17 protein-coding genes and 1 pseudogene are annotated in these 14,647 nt (G+C 51.7%); 4 read left to right on the forward strand and 14 right to left on the reverse strand.

All coding sequences use genetic code 11. The annotated features are described in order from the left end of the window. Nucleotides 1-185: 185 nt before the first annotated feature. On the reverse strand, nucleotides 186-434 hold the full coding sequence (locus ACN2TU_RS22610) for a hypothetical protein (protein WP_435158624.1): 249 nt from the start codon (nucleotides 432-434) through the stop codon (nucleotides 186-188). Between the two features lie 30 nt (nucleotides 435-464). Here ACN2TU_RS22610 and ACN2TU_RS22615 point away from each other — a divergent pair, with 30 nt between their 5' ends. After that, complete coding sequence (locus ACN2TU_RS22615; protein ID WP_435158625.1) at nucleotides 465-866, forward strand: hypothetical protein; 402 nt, start codon at nucleotides 465-467, stop codon at nucleotides 864-866. A gap of 629 nt (nucleotides 867-1,495) precedes the next feature. Here ACN2TU_RS22615 and ACN2TU_RS27025 read toward each other — a convergent pair. The 8 genes and pseudogenes from ACN2TU_RS27025 to ACN2TU_RS22650 all read right to left on the reverse strand — a co-directional run. Then, nucleotides 1,496-1,636, reverse strand: a pseudogene (locus ACN2TU_RS27025) (DUF8158 family protein); the annotation flags it as partial. A gap of 146 nt (nucleotides 1,637-1,782) precedes the next feature. After that, nucleotides 1,783-3,156: an ATP-binding protein gene (locus ACN2TU_RS22620; protein WP_435158626.1), complete on the reverse strand. Its 1,374-nt coding sequence runs from the start codon at nucleotides 3,154-3,156 to the stop codon at nucleotides 1,783-1,785. Nucleotides 3,157-3,896: 740 nt separating this feature from the next. Next, nucleotides 3,897-4,109 carry a TRAM domain-containing protein gene (locus ACN2TU_RS22625; RefSeq protein WP_435158627.1) on the reverse strand — a complete coding sequence of 71 codons (213 nt, stop codon included), beginning with the start codon at nucleotides 4,107-4,109 and terminating at the stop codon, nucleotides 3,897-3,899. Nucleotides 4,110-4,429: 320 nt separating this feature from the next. Continuing rightward, complete coding sequence (locus ACN2TU_RS22630) at nucleotides 4,430-5,596, reverse strand: hypothetical protein (protein ID WP_435158628.1); 1,167 nt, start codon at nucleotides 5,594-5,596, stop codon at nucleotides 4,430-4,432. Next, on the reverse strand, nucleotides 5,597-6,085 hold the full coding sequence (locus ACN2TU_RS22635; RefSeq protein WP_435158629.1) for a hypothetical protein: 489 nt from the start codon (nucleotides 6,083-6,085) through the stop codon (nucleotides 5,597-5,599). Next, a complete protein-coding gene (locus ACN2TU_RS22640) occupies nucleotides 6,082-6,414 on the reverse strand; it encodes a hypothetical protein (protein WP_435158630.1) in 333 nt (110 codons plus the stop codon). Before ACN2TU_RS22640 ends, ACN2TU_RS22635 begins: the two co-directional genes overlap by 4 nt. After that, nucleotides 6,411-6,791 (reverse strand): hypothetical protein, encoded by a 381-nt coding sequence (locus ACN2TU_RS22645; protein ID WP_435158631.1) that lies wholly within the window; start codon nucleotides 6,789-6,791, stop codon nucleotides 6,411-6,413. Before ACN2TU_RS22645 ends, ACN2TU_RS22640 begins: the two co-directional genes overlap by 4 nt. 56 nt (nucleotides 6,792-6,847) lie before the next feature. Then, the gene (locus ACN2TU_RS22650) at nucleotides 6,848-7,342 is read right to left on the reverse strand and encodes a hypothetical protein (protein ID WP_435158632.1); all 495 of its coding nucleotides are present in this window, start codon (nucleotides 7,340-7,342) and stop codon (nucleotides 6,848-6,850) included. 251 nt (nucleotides 7,343-7,593) lie between these two features. On the opposite strand from ACN2TU_RS22650, the gene ACN2TU_RS22655 reads away from it, so the two are divergent. Both ACN2TU_RS22655 and ACN2TU_RS22660 read left to right on the forward strand, forming a co-directional pair. Then, complete coding sequence (locus tag ACN2TU_RS22655) at nucleotides 7,594-7,845, forward strand: hypothetical protein (RefSeq protein ID WP_435158633.1); 252 nt, start codon at nucleotides 7,594-7,596, stop codon at nucleotides 7,843-7,845. 182 nt (nucleotides 7,846-8,027) lie between these two features. After that, complete coding sequence (locus ACN2TU_RS22660) at nucleotides 8,028-8,708, forward strand: hypothetical protein (RefSeq protein WP_435158634.1); 681 nt, start codon at nucleotides 8,028-8,030, stop codon at nucleotides 8,706-8,708. Here ACN2TU_RS22660 and ACN2TU_RS22665 read toward each other — a convergent pair. After that, complete coding sequence (locus ACN2TU_RS22665; RefSeq protein WP_435158636.1) at nucleotides 8,705-9,352, reverse strand: hypothetical protein; 648 nt, start codon at nucleotides 9,350-9,352, stop codon at nucleotides 8,705-8,707. The genes ACN2TU_RS22660 and ACN2TU_RS22665 overlap by 4 nt on opposite strands. A 681-nt stretch (nucleotides 9,353-10,033) precedes the next feature. Next, the gene (locus ACN2TU_RS22670; protein WP_435158637.1) at nucleotides 10,034-10,267 is read right to left on the reverse strand and encodes a hypothetical protein; all 234 of its coding nucleotides are present in this window, start codon (nucleotides 10,265-10,267) and stop codon (nucleotides 10,034-10,036) included. 150 nt (nucleotides 10,268-10,417) lie between these two features. On the opposite strand from ACN2TU_RS22670, the gene ACN2TU_RS22675 reads away from it, so the two are divergent. Beyond that, a complete protein-coding gene (locus tag ACN2TU_RS22675; protein WP_435158639.1) occupies nucleotides 10,418-11,359 on the forward strand; it encodes a restriction endonuclease in 942 nt (313 codons plus the stop codon). Nucleotides 11,360-11,396: 37 nt separating this feature from the next. On the opposite strand, the gene ACN2TU_RS22680 is transcribed toward ACN2TU_RS22675, so the two are convergent. Genes ACN2TU_RS22680 through ACN2TU_RS22690 form a run of 3 tightly spaced genes read right to left on the reverse strand, consistent with a single transcriptional unit; the run spans nucleotide 11,397 to nucleotide 14,489 of the window. Beyond that, entirely contained in the window at nucleotides 11,397-12,032 is a 636-nt protein-coding gene (locus tag ACN2TU_RS22680; RefSeq protein ID WP_435158641.1) for a tetratricopeptide repeat protein, read from the reverse strand. A gap of 52 nt (nucleotides 12,033-12,084) precedes the next feature. Next, nucleotides 12,085-13,812 (reverse strand): ATP-binding protein, encoded by a 1,728-nt coding sequence (locus ACN2TU_RS22685; RefSeq protein ID WP_435158643.1) that lies wholly within the window; start codon nucleotides 13,810-13,812, stop codon nucleotides 12,085-12,087. Next, nucleotides 13,809-14,489, reverse strand: coding sequence for a DUF8166 family protein (locus ACN2TU_RS22690; protein WP_435158645.1), 681 nt, complete (start codon nucleotides 14,487-14,489; stop codon nucleotides 13,809-13,811). Before ACN2TU_RS22690 ends, ACN2TU_RS22685 begins: the two co-directional genes overlap by 4 nt. Nucleotides 14,490-14,647: the final 158 nt, after the last annotated feature.

Here is a 14,647-nt window from a genome sequence, read left to right on the forward strand (position 1 = left end):
TATAATAGAGGGGGATCGCGAGAGCGACCCCCTCCATTTCGCAGAAATAGACGCAGAAATAGACACACTCCACCGTAACCAACCGACTAGTACCACCATGTGTCACCGACAAAGCGGTGTGAATCTCGTGTGGTGGCATCGCCGAAATGGGGGTTCGTCGAACCCCCGTGATTACAACGCTATAATCAGCGCTCTCCGTTCGCCGCGTTGGCTTCGTGGGCGCGCATCCACCCGGCCAAGTCGGGATGCGCGAACGTGATTTCGATATGATGGCCACCGACGCCCATCGCGTCGTCTACGGAGAGCGTTCGCGATTCCTTGTAGCTCACGCCGGGTACCCGTTCAGCCATCTCTTCCATCACCCGATAGCCGTCGTTTTTGTATGCACAGCCGTAGTGAGTCGCGACTTCGCGATATCCGAGTCGTGCAACCATCACATCGTTCGTCTTGGCGACGTTCTTCGCGTGTTCGAGGACGTCGAGATACTTGTCCTCGACTTGCTGACTCTCAGCGTGTTTTTCCCGGAAGTTGAGCAGTTCGGTGTTCTGTTCCGAGCGCTGGACCGTCTCGAAGAGCTGGCGACCTGCATTGGTTGCTTCCGCGGCGAGGTTCGACGAATCGTCGTCAACGCTCTCTTCAGTCTCGTAATCTCACACGAGGTTGATTATACGCGACACCGACGCCCGAACTCGTGCATTCTTCACCTCTGTTTTGGTGAGATCGTCGATGTCCGATTCCATGGTCTCGGTCATGTCTTCGAGACTACTGAGTTTCTGTCGGTCCTGGGCACGCTCTTTCGTCGCCTCCTCGCGATAGTCTTCGAGTTCATCGACCCACTTGCCGAGGTATGTGTCTGTGAACGATAGCCGTTCGATAACCGTTCACTTCGCTCTTGTGTTTGGTCACATCTCTGATGCTCACAAACACATCGTTCTCAGCATTTCACTTCTATTCTCTAATATTGATAGATTTGTGATTTCTGTGGATTTCTGTCTTCCCCGACAAGATACTTTGTTACACTCGTCTCTCTGCACCCTGTACCTACCCTTTACTTTGGACGAATTTCGAGGTACGAATGGCGATATAACGGCGTTAGATTTGCATATAATAGCGGAAGAGTGATCTCTGGCCGTTATTTGTTATATGCAAATGGTTTCGGACTCTCTGAGTGATATATGCACCGAGTTAAGCTCTCTTACTGCCGAATATCGCATTTACTGCTAATCCACTGAGTCTTATTAACCATGCTATATGAAAATGGTTGAATGTGCTATGTGAAAATAGAGGGCGAAAATCGGCTTAGACGCCTGAATTCGTTGCACAGATTAACTCTTCCGTATTTGCAAATTCACCGGTGCACGCAGTATGAAACACAGGTGAGACGGTGGATAATACATTTGATAGGATGATACAGGCCGACTCCCCATCGCAGCCTATTGCAATCAATGTCTGACAGCTCAAAAGATGTTCGAATCCACAACAGAAACGATCTACATCAGTCACAGAATATCGAGCGGGTACGGGCTTTCAGTCTCTCTTCGGAGTTTTGCTTGCGGTTCAACTCTCGAAGAAACCAGACGGCCGTCGTCCCAATTCGAACGCCATCGGCGGTGTGCAAATCAAGGTCAACCGTGACTGTACGGAGTGAATCGCCTCGGGGTCAAGCCCCGAGGCTTCCCGTTTCTACGACGCGCTTTGCAGACACAACGGTGCCCGTAGGGAGTACGTCATCGAAACAGGAAGCCCCGTCCTCAGCGCGCGAAGCGCGTAGGACGGGGTAGTTCACTGACTTGAGATGATTTCCGATAGGTCGAAGAGGAGCACGTCATCTCGTGTGTCAGCGACGCGTTTGAGATCGTCGGTGTACCCGGATCGGCTAAATAGAACGTACAACGTTTCCCCGTCCGCTGGCATCCCCGACCACCGGACTTCCGACGCTGTTCGTTCGAGGTCGGAGAGCACACCTTCGCTCACAGGGTGGGATGTGAACTTACACTCACCAGCGACGAGTCCTTCATCCGTCAGCCCAAGGACATCCAGTTCATGTTGCTTGAACCACCACTGCCCGACGTCACGGAATCGACGGTTGACGAGTTTCGAGAGTGCTCGCTGACAGAGCCGTTCGAACAACGGACTCACGTAATCCGCCAGTTCAGGCACGACGAGTTCATCGTACGCGTCGTCGCTGAGCATGCGAAGTTGATCCTGGTTGCCGTATACGAATCGAAACCAGAACCGGAACAGCGGCGCAGCGATGCGATACCGGCCTCGTTTCGAGGATGTTGGGGATTCCGTCACGGGAATATGCCGTTCGACGAGCCGAAGCCGGCGAAGCTTTTGCAGGTACGTACTCAGCGACTGTGACTCCACGCCTGCCATGCCCGCGATCTCGTTCGGTGTGCGGCGGCCGTGAGCAAGGGCGCGGAGAATACTGAAGTACGTGTTCGGCTGCCGAAGCTCGGTCCGGAGCAAGAATTCAGGCTCCGAGTACAAGAGGCCGCGCTCCGAGAGGATCGATTGCTGAACGTTAGTCCCCAGCGCCTGTTCTGGGTCGATAGTCTGGAGGTAGTATGGGGTGCCGCCGTAGATCGACCACGCGGTGATGGCGGTCTCAGAGTCGTAGTTCGGGAAGAACTGCTGTGCGTTGGATGCCGAAAGGGGTTTGAGATCAATTGTTGCCGTCCGGCGACCGTACAGAGGTGCACTTCCGGAGAGCACCTTGTCCTCCATGACGCTGATCGAGGAGCCGACAAGGAGAAGCGTCAACCCGGTTTCTTGTAACTCCATGTCCCAGACGCGTTGGATCCGCGAGGGAAGCGACTCGTCCTCCTCGATGAGGAACGGGAATTCGTCGATGACAACGACCGCGTCTTCCTCGCCGAGCGTTTCGAGGAGAGCCTCCCAATCACGGCGAACATTTCGCAGCGAGGGGAATTGTGCAGTGACGATATCGACGAACTGTTCGAGCTGGTTCTGTGCAGTGGATTCGACTGCCTGGTAGTAGACGGCGTCGTCCCGATCAGCAATGGACTGACGGACGAGTTCGCTCTTCCCGAGGCGACGACGTCCGTAGATCACGACGAGATCTGCGGTCTCGGACTCGTAGCAGTCTGTGAGTTGATCGAGTTCGACGTCTCGATCAATGAATTGAACCATACAGCTACTAGCATCTCTCCCTAATTGGGATTTTCGATTTTGGAAGCTACGATTTCGGAAATCTACATTTCTTTACATCGAGGGGTGATAGTGAATGCCCTTACTTTCCACTTTGTGGAATCTCTTTCCCGTTCGGGTGGAGAGGATGTCCAGGACCCACTCCGAGTTCGTGGAGGAAAACAACGGAGTGTTTTTCTCAGAAGTTATGCCGAAAGAGTTGACGGTGGCACAAACAAGTGATATCACAATCAGTCGTGTTCTCGTCGTTCGCGTTTCTCGCACATTCGTCTCGGCGCAGGGTCGAACCCGACGCACCGAGACGGTGATTCTTCAATAACACGGGGGAAAATCCACGGTAAACTAGCAATCAAACAAAATTAACTCGCTTACAATTGGAGAAAATTTTAAATAGCTATGTACTCTAGAAGTCCGTAGGAGAGCTTTTGTGGTGACGGACGACGCGTGGTCGTCCGGAACGGCGTGGTTTGTCGGTGTTTCGTGTCCCTTCGTGGTTCGTGTCTCTTCGTGTTGCTGTCCCCCGTGAGACCCGTCTACGATTTCATCGGTCGGACGGATTCGGTGGAATCGTGTGGACGAGAAGAAGACCGACAATTGTGATATCACTCCATTCGAGGGGTGATTGGTGGCACCGAGAGCGCTGGTTTCTACAGAATCGAGTTTCGTCACTGGACGACGATCCGCCGAGTGATATCACTTCTATCGGGTTGTTGTCTAGTGGACTAGGCGTGGGAGCGGGCGCTACACTCGTAGTAGACTTTACATTTGACGACCTCAGCAAAAGCGATGGTGGGTGTGACGTCGTTGATCTCGACAGTAACGCGGTCACGATTCTCCGTGTCGGGCACGATAATCACGTACCCACGGTCGACGCGGGCGATGCCATCGCCTTGCTCGCCGATGCTTTCGATTTCGACCGTTCGATGGTCGCCCACTTCGATTGGAGCTGCCGAAGGGCTCGACTGTCAATCGTGATTCTGCTCTTGGTGTGTCGTCGGTGATGGTGTCGAGAGTGCTGTCTCTCGCTTTGTGCTCTCCGCTGGTGATGGCTGTTTCAGTATTGCCACGTGGTATTCGTCATTTGGTTGGATGCCGCCATCTACAATCTCTCGGATCGGCACAGTAAGCGGGTACGACCCATCCTTTGCTTCAATATCGCTACTAAAGACGGCAATACGGGCATGAGACGTGATTCAGCAATCAGAATGAGAGAGCTATCGCTATCGACCGCAGGCGGTCACGGCTGGAGCACTCGTTAGTCGAAACGGGCGGCGGCGAGCAACGCGTCGTCGAGTGACTCGATGACCGTGACTTTCACGTCCGCGGAGAGCTCGTCAAATTGTTCCCGAGCATCATGCAGATTCGAGTGCAATGCGTTGAATGCCGTTTTCTCCTCATTGGGTGTCGGACTGTCGTAGGCACCCGACTGGAGGGCAGCCGAATGCACGCGACCGACATGCTTGGCACGAGCGAGGTCTCCCATCCAGTACACGAGATCATCAATCCACATCTGTCGCACTTCCTCATCGGTTGCGCCGTCGAGGTCAGCGGCCACTTCCTCTGTGTCTGCGTCGGCGATCGTTTCCTGTCTCGCTTTCCACGCGTCGATATCGGTGATCATATCGGCACGCTCACGGACGGTCTGTGAGGTATCCATTTCTGCCTGGAGTCGCTCCTCGAGCCGCTTTTTGCTCCGGTAGTACGATTCTGCAGTCGGTGACGGGTTCTCGTACAGGTGGCCAGTGACGAGCTCCGTGTACGTCTCGCGGATATGCACTTTCCCGCGTTCCTGTTCGTCGGTTGTGATTCGATTCGTGAGATGCAGACAATACTTATCGATGAGCTCCTCGATCATCGGTCGTGGGAGAATACCGTTCTCGGACGCGTTCGAGCGAGCGAGCGCCGTGAGAATGCGGGCGGCCGGTCGATGACTGGCTTTCAGCGTCGTGTCGCCAACTCGACTCTCGTGGATTTCGAGCTCGTCGTTCCAATAGCCACCATCCTCGGGATTCTCGACGACGTCGCGGAGGGTTTCCCAGTCGAGTTCGGGGCCGGGTTCAGCCAGGTCGTCGGGTGTGACGGTGAGATAGTACGAGTCCGGTTCGTACTCTCCGACGGATTCAGTCGTGTCAGTCGTCAAATCGAGTTCCTCAACTGTGATCACGTCGTTCGCGAGGGCCTGGAGATAGTCGACGGAAACCTGATTTTGTTCGATGTGCTGCGGATCGAGGTCATCGAACTGTTCAGTGAACGCCTCGTCGACGAGTGACCGAAGGAGTGCCCCCTGCGAACAGTCGTTGAGTGCGGCGAGTGCATCGAGTTGGGCGTTGCCCTGGCTGTCTGTCCAGAAGGTTTTCTGGACGTTTTTCGGTTGAGAGTTCTGAAACTGTGATTGAGTGACCGAGTCGGTTGTTGCCGACATCTATCGATCATCTCCCGATATCGAATCGTCTGTTTCTGGCTGTTTTAGTACCGTATTCTCGCCGAATTCAGTGGAAATAGTGGGGCCTTCATCGGCGTGCATCTTCAATGGAACTGCAGTGTTCTCCGACGATGTCGAAAGACGCGGTAGGTGAGCGATGGTAGTGAGCGAACCAATACAACGAGCAGTCGTGTCAGTGGCGGTGTGGATGTACTCGAGAACAGTCATTGGCGAATCGGCGTGGCTACAACAGTGGAAGGCGGCTTGCTGAATGTCGTCCTGTGCCGTCGTCGTAATCGGTGGCGCTGTTAGGACGAGCTGTGGAGCGTGACTCGTGATGGGGTGTGTCTCTCTGACGGTGCAAATCGTCCGTGGCAACTCAGTCGTGGTAATACGAACGCGATCACCAGGAGAGAGCTGTTGGACGAGTGCTGCTGAATTGCGTGGGTTCAGTGGCTTGGGGATGATCGAGTGGTGGTCGGTACTCACGCCTGCTCACCTCCCGCCGGGTTGGTGATGCACTCAACACGGGCACCCGTCCGAAGCCAGGTGTAGCGACCGTTTGGCGAGAGGTCGTAGTGTTCGAGTGTGGCTTCGGTGTGCTCGATTTTCTCGTAGTAGGCGAACAGCAGCCGGTACAGATCATGTGTTGGGGTGGCGATGTACAGGACGTGCTCACCGGGCTCGGGACCACGACAGGAGAGTGTGGGCTCCGAATGCTCACACTGATAGACGACGCCCGTCAGCGTGCGCTGTTGGGTGTGGATCTGAATTGGATCCGTGCACTCCAGACCGAGGACCGTCCGCTGGTCGGTCATCGGTTGTCCTCCCGTTTTTCACGAAGGCGCTGACAGAGCTGGCAGGGTGCATACTGATCGTCTTGTGCCGCTTCACGAGTGCAATAGGCGAGTGGGGTGTCAGTATGCAGCGTACAGAGTGAGTGATTATCCGCGTCGAGTTCGTGATAGGCAAAGGCGTCGCCTACAAATTGATCGACGATGGCAACCGTCTCGTCCCCAGGATAGGAATCGGCGGCGATGCGCTGGTCGCGTTCGGCATCGGTGAGGTTGCTTGTGAATCGGGTATTACAGTAATGGGAGTCGGTGATCTGCACCGCGTAGGTTCCACAGTCCGGACAACGCTCGAATGTGTTCTCGATCTCCTCGGCGGTGATCGAGGTGAACGTGCGGGTCATCGCCCATCACCTTCGGTGGCTGTCGCTCGCTGAGAAGGGCGTTCTGTGGGGGACATCTACGTGCGCACCTCGGTTGTGGTGGTGTGGGTGGTGGCGTCGATCCCGTAGCACTGCTCGAGGATGTCCTGGTAGTGTGCGCGGGTTTCTGCGTGGGTTTCGCCCGGTGGTGTCGAAGGGAGGTTTGGATTGCCCGTTTTGGTAGTGGCGACTGAGCGGTAGGTGTCGGTGTCCTCGGGAATCTGGAAGCCCTCCTCGTCGTACTCAATCGGGCAGCACCGTTCGAAGAATTGCTGGCAGTCCGGCGTGGCGTAGATGGAGTACAAGTAGGGCGCTTGGTCAGTGGTCTTGGTTCGGGTTTGAAAGCCCACGCGGAGTTCGACGAGGTACGCGCGGGTGATTTGCTCGTCGGTAGTGGGCGTGGGTTGGTCGGGGTCTTTGGTGGCGGTTTCGGGGGTGGGTTCGAGGCGCTTGAGGGGGTGGAAGGTTTTCTCGCCGAATTGAGCCTCGAGTGAGAGGAGCCCGCCGTTGGGTTTCTCGTCGAAGGACGCCATTAGTCCAGTCCTCCGAAAACGAGTGGTTGGTAGTCGATGCGTTTTTCTACGGCAGGGGTATTGCTAGTCATGCTTCGTCAGGTGGCGAAGCGCGGTCGGCGTCACCAGCGCCGTCCGGTTTCTGTACCGGAATTCCACGCTTCTTACTTTATAGAGTATCCTCTAGCCTCTTAATGGTTACTTCATAGAGTATATACTTCTCAGAGTAAGGTATTTGTTGGAGTGAATCCAGCTACAATACGGAGGAATATATGAGAGCAGACGAAACACCACCAACCATGAGTGACGAAGGGCGTGCTCTCCTCACTGACCGGGAAAGAGAAATTATCGGAGGTAACGCTGACGTTTCTGATAACTATCAGTATAAAGTCGAATCAACTGTTAGAAATCGCATTAAAAAACGACTAGGTGATGATGTTGATTTCCTTGAGGCGAACTTCCCAAAGGTCTACGAACTTGTCGTTGAGGAAGTTTGCGATAGAACAAATATTGGGGATGAGTAACATCTGTATTAATGGGCCTATTTCAATCTTAATTGGTTGTGAGGTTTGATTGACCCGATAATTGGTTATTTCACTTTCACTCTCCCCTTTCCATATTGTTTTCAGTGATGGAGATATAGTCTATATCAAGCAGAGTTACACAGCAATCGGTCGGTATAACTATATCAGTGTGGAAGGTAGAAATGACAACTGAGATGGGTGCCCTACTTGGAAAACTCGGTCTTGGAATCGTCGGGAGTCTCCTAGCTACCGGTATCATCTCAATTGTCGGATTTCTTTTCAGATCGCGTGTTATCAACTTTGTTCGTCGAACTGGTCACTACCTCACAGACACGACGGTCTTCGTTGAGTTGTCACGGAGAGACCGCTATGATTCTGAACCAACTAGCGACATCGATATGCATCTTTTTGAAGAGATAAGTGAATTCTCCAATGCAGTTGAGTTCGATGCGCTTAACGGAAATCGACTCCGAGTCCGGGGTGAATCAATTCCAACGCCTCTAGAGATTCGGATTGAGCATATGCCTAACTTCGACTCACACACAGCTGACCGGCACGAGGTAGTCGTAGAGACATTTACTGATATGGCGTTTGGATATAGGAAAAACAAACCACTGACCGAGTTCGAATCACTCTCTAGAGAAATATCAAGGATTGTCCAACGTGAGTGTTTCGGCAATGCCGATCCGAAGCAAACGTTCCTAACTGGCAAGGTAAAAGGGAAACTCCCCGCCGATCAGGACGAGATAAACGACGACGAAATGAAGATGAGAGCGAAGATAAATGACGGTTGGACGACGCTCAGGTTCGAAAATCCAGACTTCTTAAAACAAGGTTTAGAGAAATACTTCAGGCCTCTTTAGGAGTAGGTATGCTGAATTAGCATCTCATCGATGAATGAGAGATACCTTTCTCGCCGGTAGTTCCCCGGTGCAACAACCTGTACTAACCCATCCTTCGTGATGCGTGCTTTGAGCTTCTGACCGTCGAACTCGATGAGTGGTCCAATCTGCGTCTTATCCGACTCCAAGAACGGCTCGCCCATGTCGATGTCAGTCTCTATCTCTTCGCCATATAGGGTGCCGGAACGCACCTGCTCAGGACGATCTTGGAATCCACCCATCCACTGACCGGTATACTGCTTTACGATTTTAGTCAGATTGAAATTAGCCCGGACGATTTGAACGCCAGTTGATTGGCTTAATTTGTCGAAGGGGAATGTCCCGTTCGTACTCTCCGCAACGATGAATCTCCCACTTGGAACCAACCAAAAATTCGACCATGTCCAGTCGGACTTTCGTTCTTCTTTGATCCTAATCGCGCCGTTCTCGATCTCAACGATATCTTGCTCTAGGTACTTCTCCGTAGCTACCTTTCCCTGAATGGTCGTGATTTCACCCGAGAGATCTTTCCGTCGTTGTTCAACGTTGATATAGCAATTGAGAGTATCGTTTCCGACTTCCTCGGTTATGTGGTCATCGTAGATGTCATCGAGATCCCCCTTCACGAGTCCCACGACACCGGAAGTAAACGCCATTATCTACCTACAGTCATTTGGTAAGTATTAGTCCTTTTGAAATATCGGAGCATAGTGGTCTAGGTAAAGTAGGGAACAGCACAGAGATTCAATAGGCAAGTAACGGTATAATTGCTGAGTACAGTCCGATTACGTTCTTAAAACCGTAATTCAAGAGACACTACCTCCCACTCCAACTCCTGTGAAGCTGCACACGATATTCTCACTATAAAAATGGGGTTTGACCAAATAGCTACTCTTCCAACTCATCCGCATCAAGCTTGCTAGCAAGCTTTTGTCGACCTATCCTCGTGATTTCGACGCGAGAACGGGTTCCGTTGTTCGACCTACCGAACTCGCTACACATACACCCCGATGACCTCGAAGTGGGTCACCGATACGGTTGTCTCGCCCGTCCCGATCACTTTCCGAACGGCGGTGCCTCTGGTGGCGCATATTATAGGAAGATCGATGACGGCTAGGGGCTGAATTCGGTTGCTGACTCATACTATTAAAGTGGGATTTGGCACTTTGAGTTCTGAATCCCTCCCCAGGCGTTCATTCGAGTAATTCAGTCGCTTGATCCAATAGTGGTATCGAGGTTAGTATACTATACTAACTTTGGCGCACTCTGCTTCCTCTCTACCCCACGCTCCCCCAGGGACGAGTAAACTAGTTGAATGGGTCGTCAGTACCGCACTCGGTACAGAACCTCAGTTTCGGTGGCTCCCCTATTTCAGAGGTGTCCATTGGGATATGTGCCTGTGCGAGCTGGTCAAGATCACGCTTTTCAGTGACGTTGTTCTTGAGTCGGTAGCAGTCCTGTTGTGCGTGGAAGAGTGGATCTGGTCTATAGGGGCAAAACCAGAAGCGTTTCATGGGAACTGAGTGAGTTTCGTTGCTCATTGGGATTGGTCTCCGTTATATATCTCTTAATTTTGCATAACTAAATAATCATTCGTTATCAATGGCAATATTAATATCTACCAATACATAAATGGTTCATGACTACTCAGTTCCTGAATTATATGAGATTGTCAGAGATGGGGTTAGGTAATGACAACTGATGGCAGCGGATATATCCCCTTCAACGAAATAATTGCCCAACTCCAGCGAATGGATGACTACCAATTTGAACATTTCATTGGTGATCTTTGGGGAGTTATAGGCTGGGAAACAGAAGTGTCCCAGGCATCTCAAGACTATGGAATTGATGTTACAGCGTGGCGAGACTTTCCGGTCCGGTCGAAAATCCTAATCCAAGTAAAGCGATACGGTCCAAATAATCGAGTGGGCGGTCCAGAAGTACAACAATACCACTCAATGCGTGACATGGAAAAGAATGTGGACATGGCGATGATCGTCACCTCCAGTGAGTTCACCAGCCAGGCAATTGATACAGCAGAGCGGCTGAATGTCAAACTTGTAGGTGGACAGCGGCTTGCCGAAATTATCCATGTATGGGATGCATATGACTTGCTCTTGCAGTATGCGCCAAATCCACAAGAAGTCCCTATCCCAGCAGATAGTGGAAAGATGAACTCATACCAACATCTTGCAGAGTCTCGAGGAATCACAGCGCGACTCAAACGGATGATAGGCTCACGACTTCCTAACGGCCGTTGGCAATGGGTGTTGGGAACATCCGCAGTAGAAGCGGCAAGCGTGGTTCTCGCTCTTGCAATGGGTGATCAACCGATTAGTGGGTTGTTTGTACTCTTTGCTATCGTTTTCTGGCCACTAACCTGGTTTACGATGTATTTGGATCGACGAAGTACCCGGCATATGTGGACACCAGAAGCATCACGAGCAGTGAGATGGGCACGGTTGCCCGCTGTGTGTGGGTTTGCTGGGTTGTGGTATGTTTACCTACGCTGGAAGTACCTTGGATTGCGCAACCCAGCCGATGAGAGGAGACCTCAACAAAATGCTGACCATCAACAAGAGTTCGAGGAGAGTGATGGCATTGAGAACGAACCGACGCGTGGGTTCCAATAGTTTTGTATTCTCCAATAAAGGGTCCCCCCTCTTCGTTTCATCCGTCTATTTTATTCTGTATACGCTGTTTCCGGCCTTTATATCCGCCTTTTGTCCCATCTGATAGCCCTCGTTGGATTGCCATCTCACAAATTTCAAGAGCATCTTGGTAGTTACCTTGCTTTTCAAGGATGATAGCTAACCGTTTGAATGACGGAATTCCTGGCGGTCCATCGCCGTATTCTCGCTCCCATGCGTCTAGAAATGCGTCGATTGTATCGATATCTTCCTCACAATATGCAATGCACTTCTCAATCGCGTCGTTTCGCTCATCTCGCTGCTTGTAGTAGAGCTCTATTAGAGAGTTGTAAACAAAATGACGATCAGTTGGATTGTCTCCGTCAGCGTCTAACGCTTTTAGCAGAACCTTTTCGGCAAATTCGTAGTCTTTCTCATGTACTGCAGTCGAACCAACACTCTTTAAGTGGGATTGTTGGGTCTGCGAGGTGGAATGGACGGAATGATCCAGTTGGTTGGACTCTCCTCCCATTCCAAAAATTGTGCTGTATTCATACAGTTTTTGCTGGTCTTCTGCAGGCAGGTTTGTATACCATTCACCCAAGCCCAGAACGTTCAGTAAACCTGGAACTTCTTCTCCTCGGGATCGGAATAAGTTGGTGATTTTATCTAGCATATTCTCATAAAGTATCGAATCACTGCAACATAAATACCTGGTTCAAAATCTGTCAGAGTAAATCTTCACTTCCAGACGATTCACCACCACCCATATCTGCACCTTCCGAGCGAGTAGGTTGTTGACTACGGCGTTCATAAGCAGTACGCCAGTCCGATGTCGCCGGAATACTGTCGGCCCCGTGGTTGGTGTGTCGCTCACGTACCTGAATGAGCACCGGCGTATTCATTGCATCTCCCGAGACTACAGCTTGGCCTGGTGTCAATCCGGGTAACTCACGAAGAACCTCTTCGCCAGCAGCCTCCACACTGTTTTTGATCGCGTCTTGGTCAGTGGGGTTTTGTATCTGCATTGTCACCTGCGTACCACATTGCGAGAGTACGTCTTGGTCAATCTTCGAGGGACGTTGGCTGATTATTCCCAGTCCAAACCCGAACTTTCGTCCCTCTGATGTAATCGTTCGCATGATCTCTAACGATGGCGCACCTCCAGTTGCTGGCGCAAACCGGTGACCCTCTTCGAAGAGTGCAAACAAGGGATAGTCAATAATTTCACCCTCATAGCCGTCCTCTTCACTACGGTTTCTAACCGATGCAAGGCGCGCCTGATATAATCGACGTAGGAGCACGGTTGCGATCATCTGTTGGTCACGGCGGCTGAGTGTATCCATTTGGAGAACCGTACAGCGTCCCGGTGCAACTAGATCATCTAATTTGACGTTTGCATCTGTCGTGAACAGTTCGTTACGCTGAATCGATCGGCGAAGTCGCCACTCCAGCGCTCCGATACTAGAATCATCTGATTTGTATATGTCGCGCATTTTCTTTAACAGATCATCAACTCCCCAAGTGCGCGATTCCTGGTCTTGCATGGCACGCCACCCACTATCGAGTCGCTCCTGCATTCGGTCACTCGGATTGTCGAGAATCGCCATTACGTCACCGACATTCAGCTCGGAAATTCGAATCCGAAGATTCTCTGAATTGAAAAACTCTACTTCCGGCTGGTAGCCGTCATCGCCACCGAAATTCCCGTCCCCCCGCATCTCTGCGAGTGTGTCGTATTCTCCGTGGGGGTCAAAGACAAGTAGTGATGCCCGGGAGTCTGGCATCATCATCTCCTCCATGAGGACACCGGCAGTGTACGATTTCCCCGATCCGGTGGACGCGAGAACCGCAAGATGTGTTGCTGCGAACTCGTCAATGGGGAGGTGGATATCGACCGCATTGGTTTCGCGATTGAGTAGCCACCCGATATGTGCGAGACCATCTCTTGCCTCGACGCCGACTCGACTCGGGTCTATTTTTCCACTCGAATCGATCACCTCTTTTCCGATTCCGAGGTTCGGAAGAATGGTTTCAAGCAGACTGTGCGGTGCAGTCTGAAGCCGTGTTCCCGGTCTTGGGAGTTGACGCGGATTCGAAAACGTTTGCATCTGGGTGTCATAAAATCCGATAACGGTTGCCTCAAGTCTATACAGATCAATGTCATCTGTTGGGACTCCTAACGTCTCAGCAACCATCTCAGGAGCAACCTTGGGGTCTGCCATGAACGTATCAGGGAGCCCACGTTCTTGCTCACGGTTGGTCACTCGAGCAATAACGTCTCGATCAATTCCTTCGACTGAAACGGAGTAAGTGATGAACTCGCCTGTCTTGACAGCCTGTTCATCTGGGGTAACCACGAAAAACTCGTTTGGACCATCTCCAGGACCTGCAACCGTACCAATGAATTCTTCGCTACGGTCTTCTTCCGAGGAAATGGGCTCGTTAGAACTCATCGCATCACTCCTCGGTCAATAGAAGATTGCCAGCGCACATTCTTCTCTACGACACTCAATACCCGTTGGTGTACTTCATCGGGGAATAGCTCTTGAAGTCGCTCTATAATCGCGAGTGTAACCTCTGCACCGAGCGGGCCAGCAACATCGAGGAGGCGCTCGATGTATGCGATTTGCAGGCTACCGTCTTCTCCTGAATGGAACGCTCGTGTTACACCATCTGGACATTGTTTAACTACGTCATCAACTGAAAGCGTCCATCTGGGCATTTTGTGGCTAGGTGTTTCGATTGTCTCATCATCGGTCACCTCTGCGATTCCAAGTAGTGCAACACCCGCAAGGGTTGTTCGCTCCTCAACATAGCCTGGTGTGAACTGCGGTTGGTTCTCTTGGGCCAATCGTGGACCTGAACGACCCTGATCGGGATCGACTAGTTGCGTGTCGTAGATGACGCCTATGATGAGATAGTCGTTGCCACCGATGGTTTTTCGAATGAAGACAGGCTGTCCAAACCCACACTCGTCACGCTCTGGGGGTCTATCGCGATCTGACTCGTTAAAAATTTCGACCGTATAGTCCATGTGACTGTTTGAGTTGACAATGCTACCGACCGCTAGACAATCATCGACATGATTTGATGAACTGTCTCTGTGCTCGTTTGAGGAAAGTGAACTCATGTGTGCTGTTGGCTAAACGTGAAGATGACGGCCTCACTACCGCGTTTGTCCAGTCGGTGCTTCGTCCATGTCTTTGATTCAGTGAACTGTCCTTCAAGCGAGGACCTCCCACGGTTTTTATTGACTAGGGGTGTTGTGTCCCAGAAGTCCTCAGTTCG

The organism is Haladaptatus marinus (assembly GCF_051194195.1).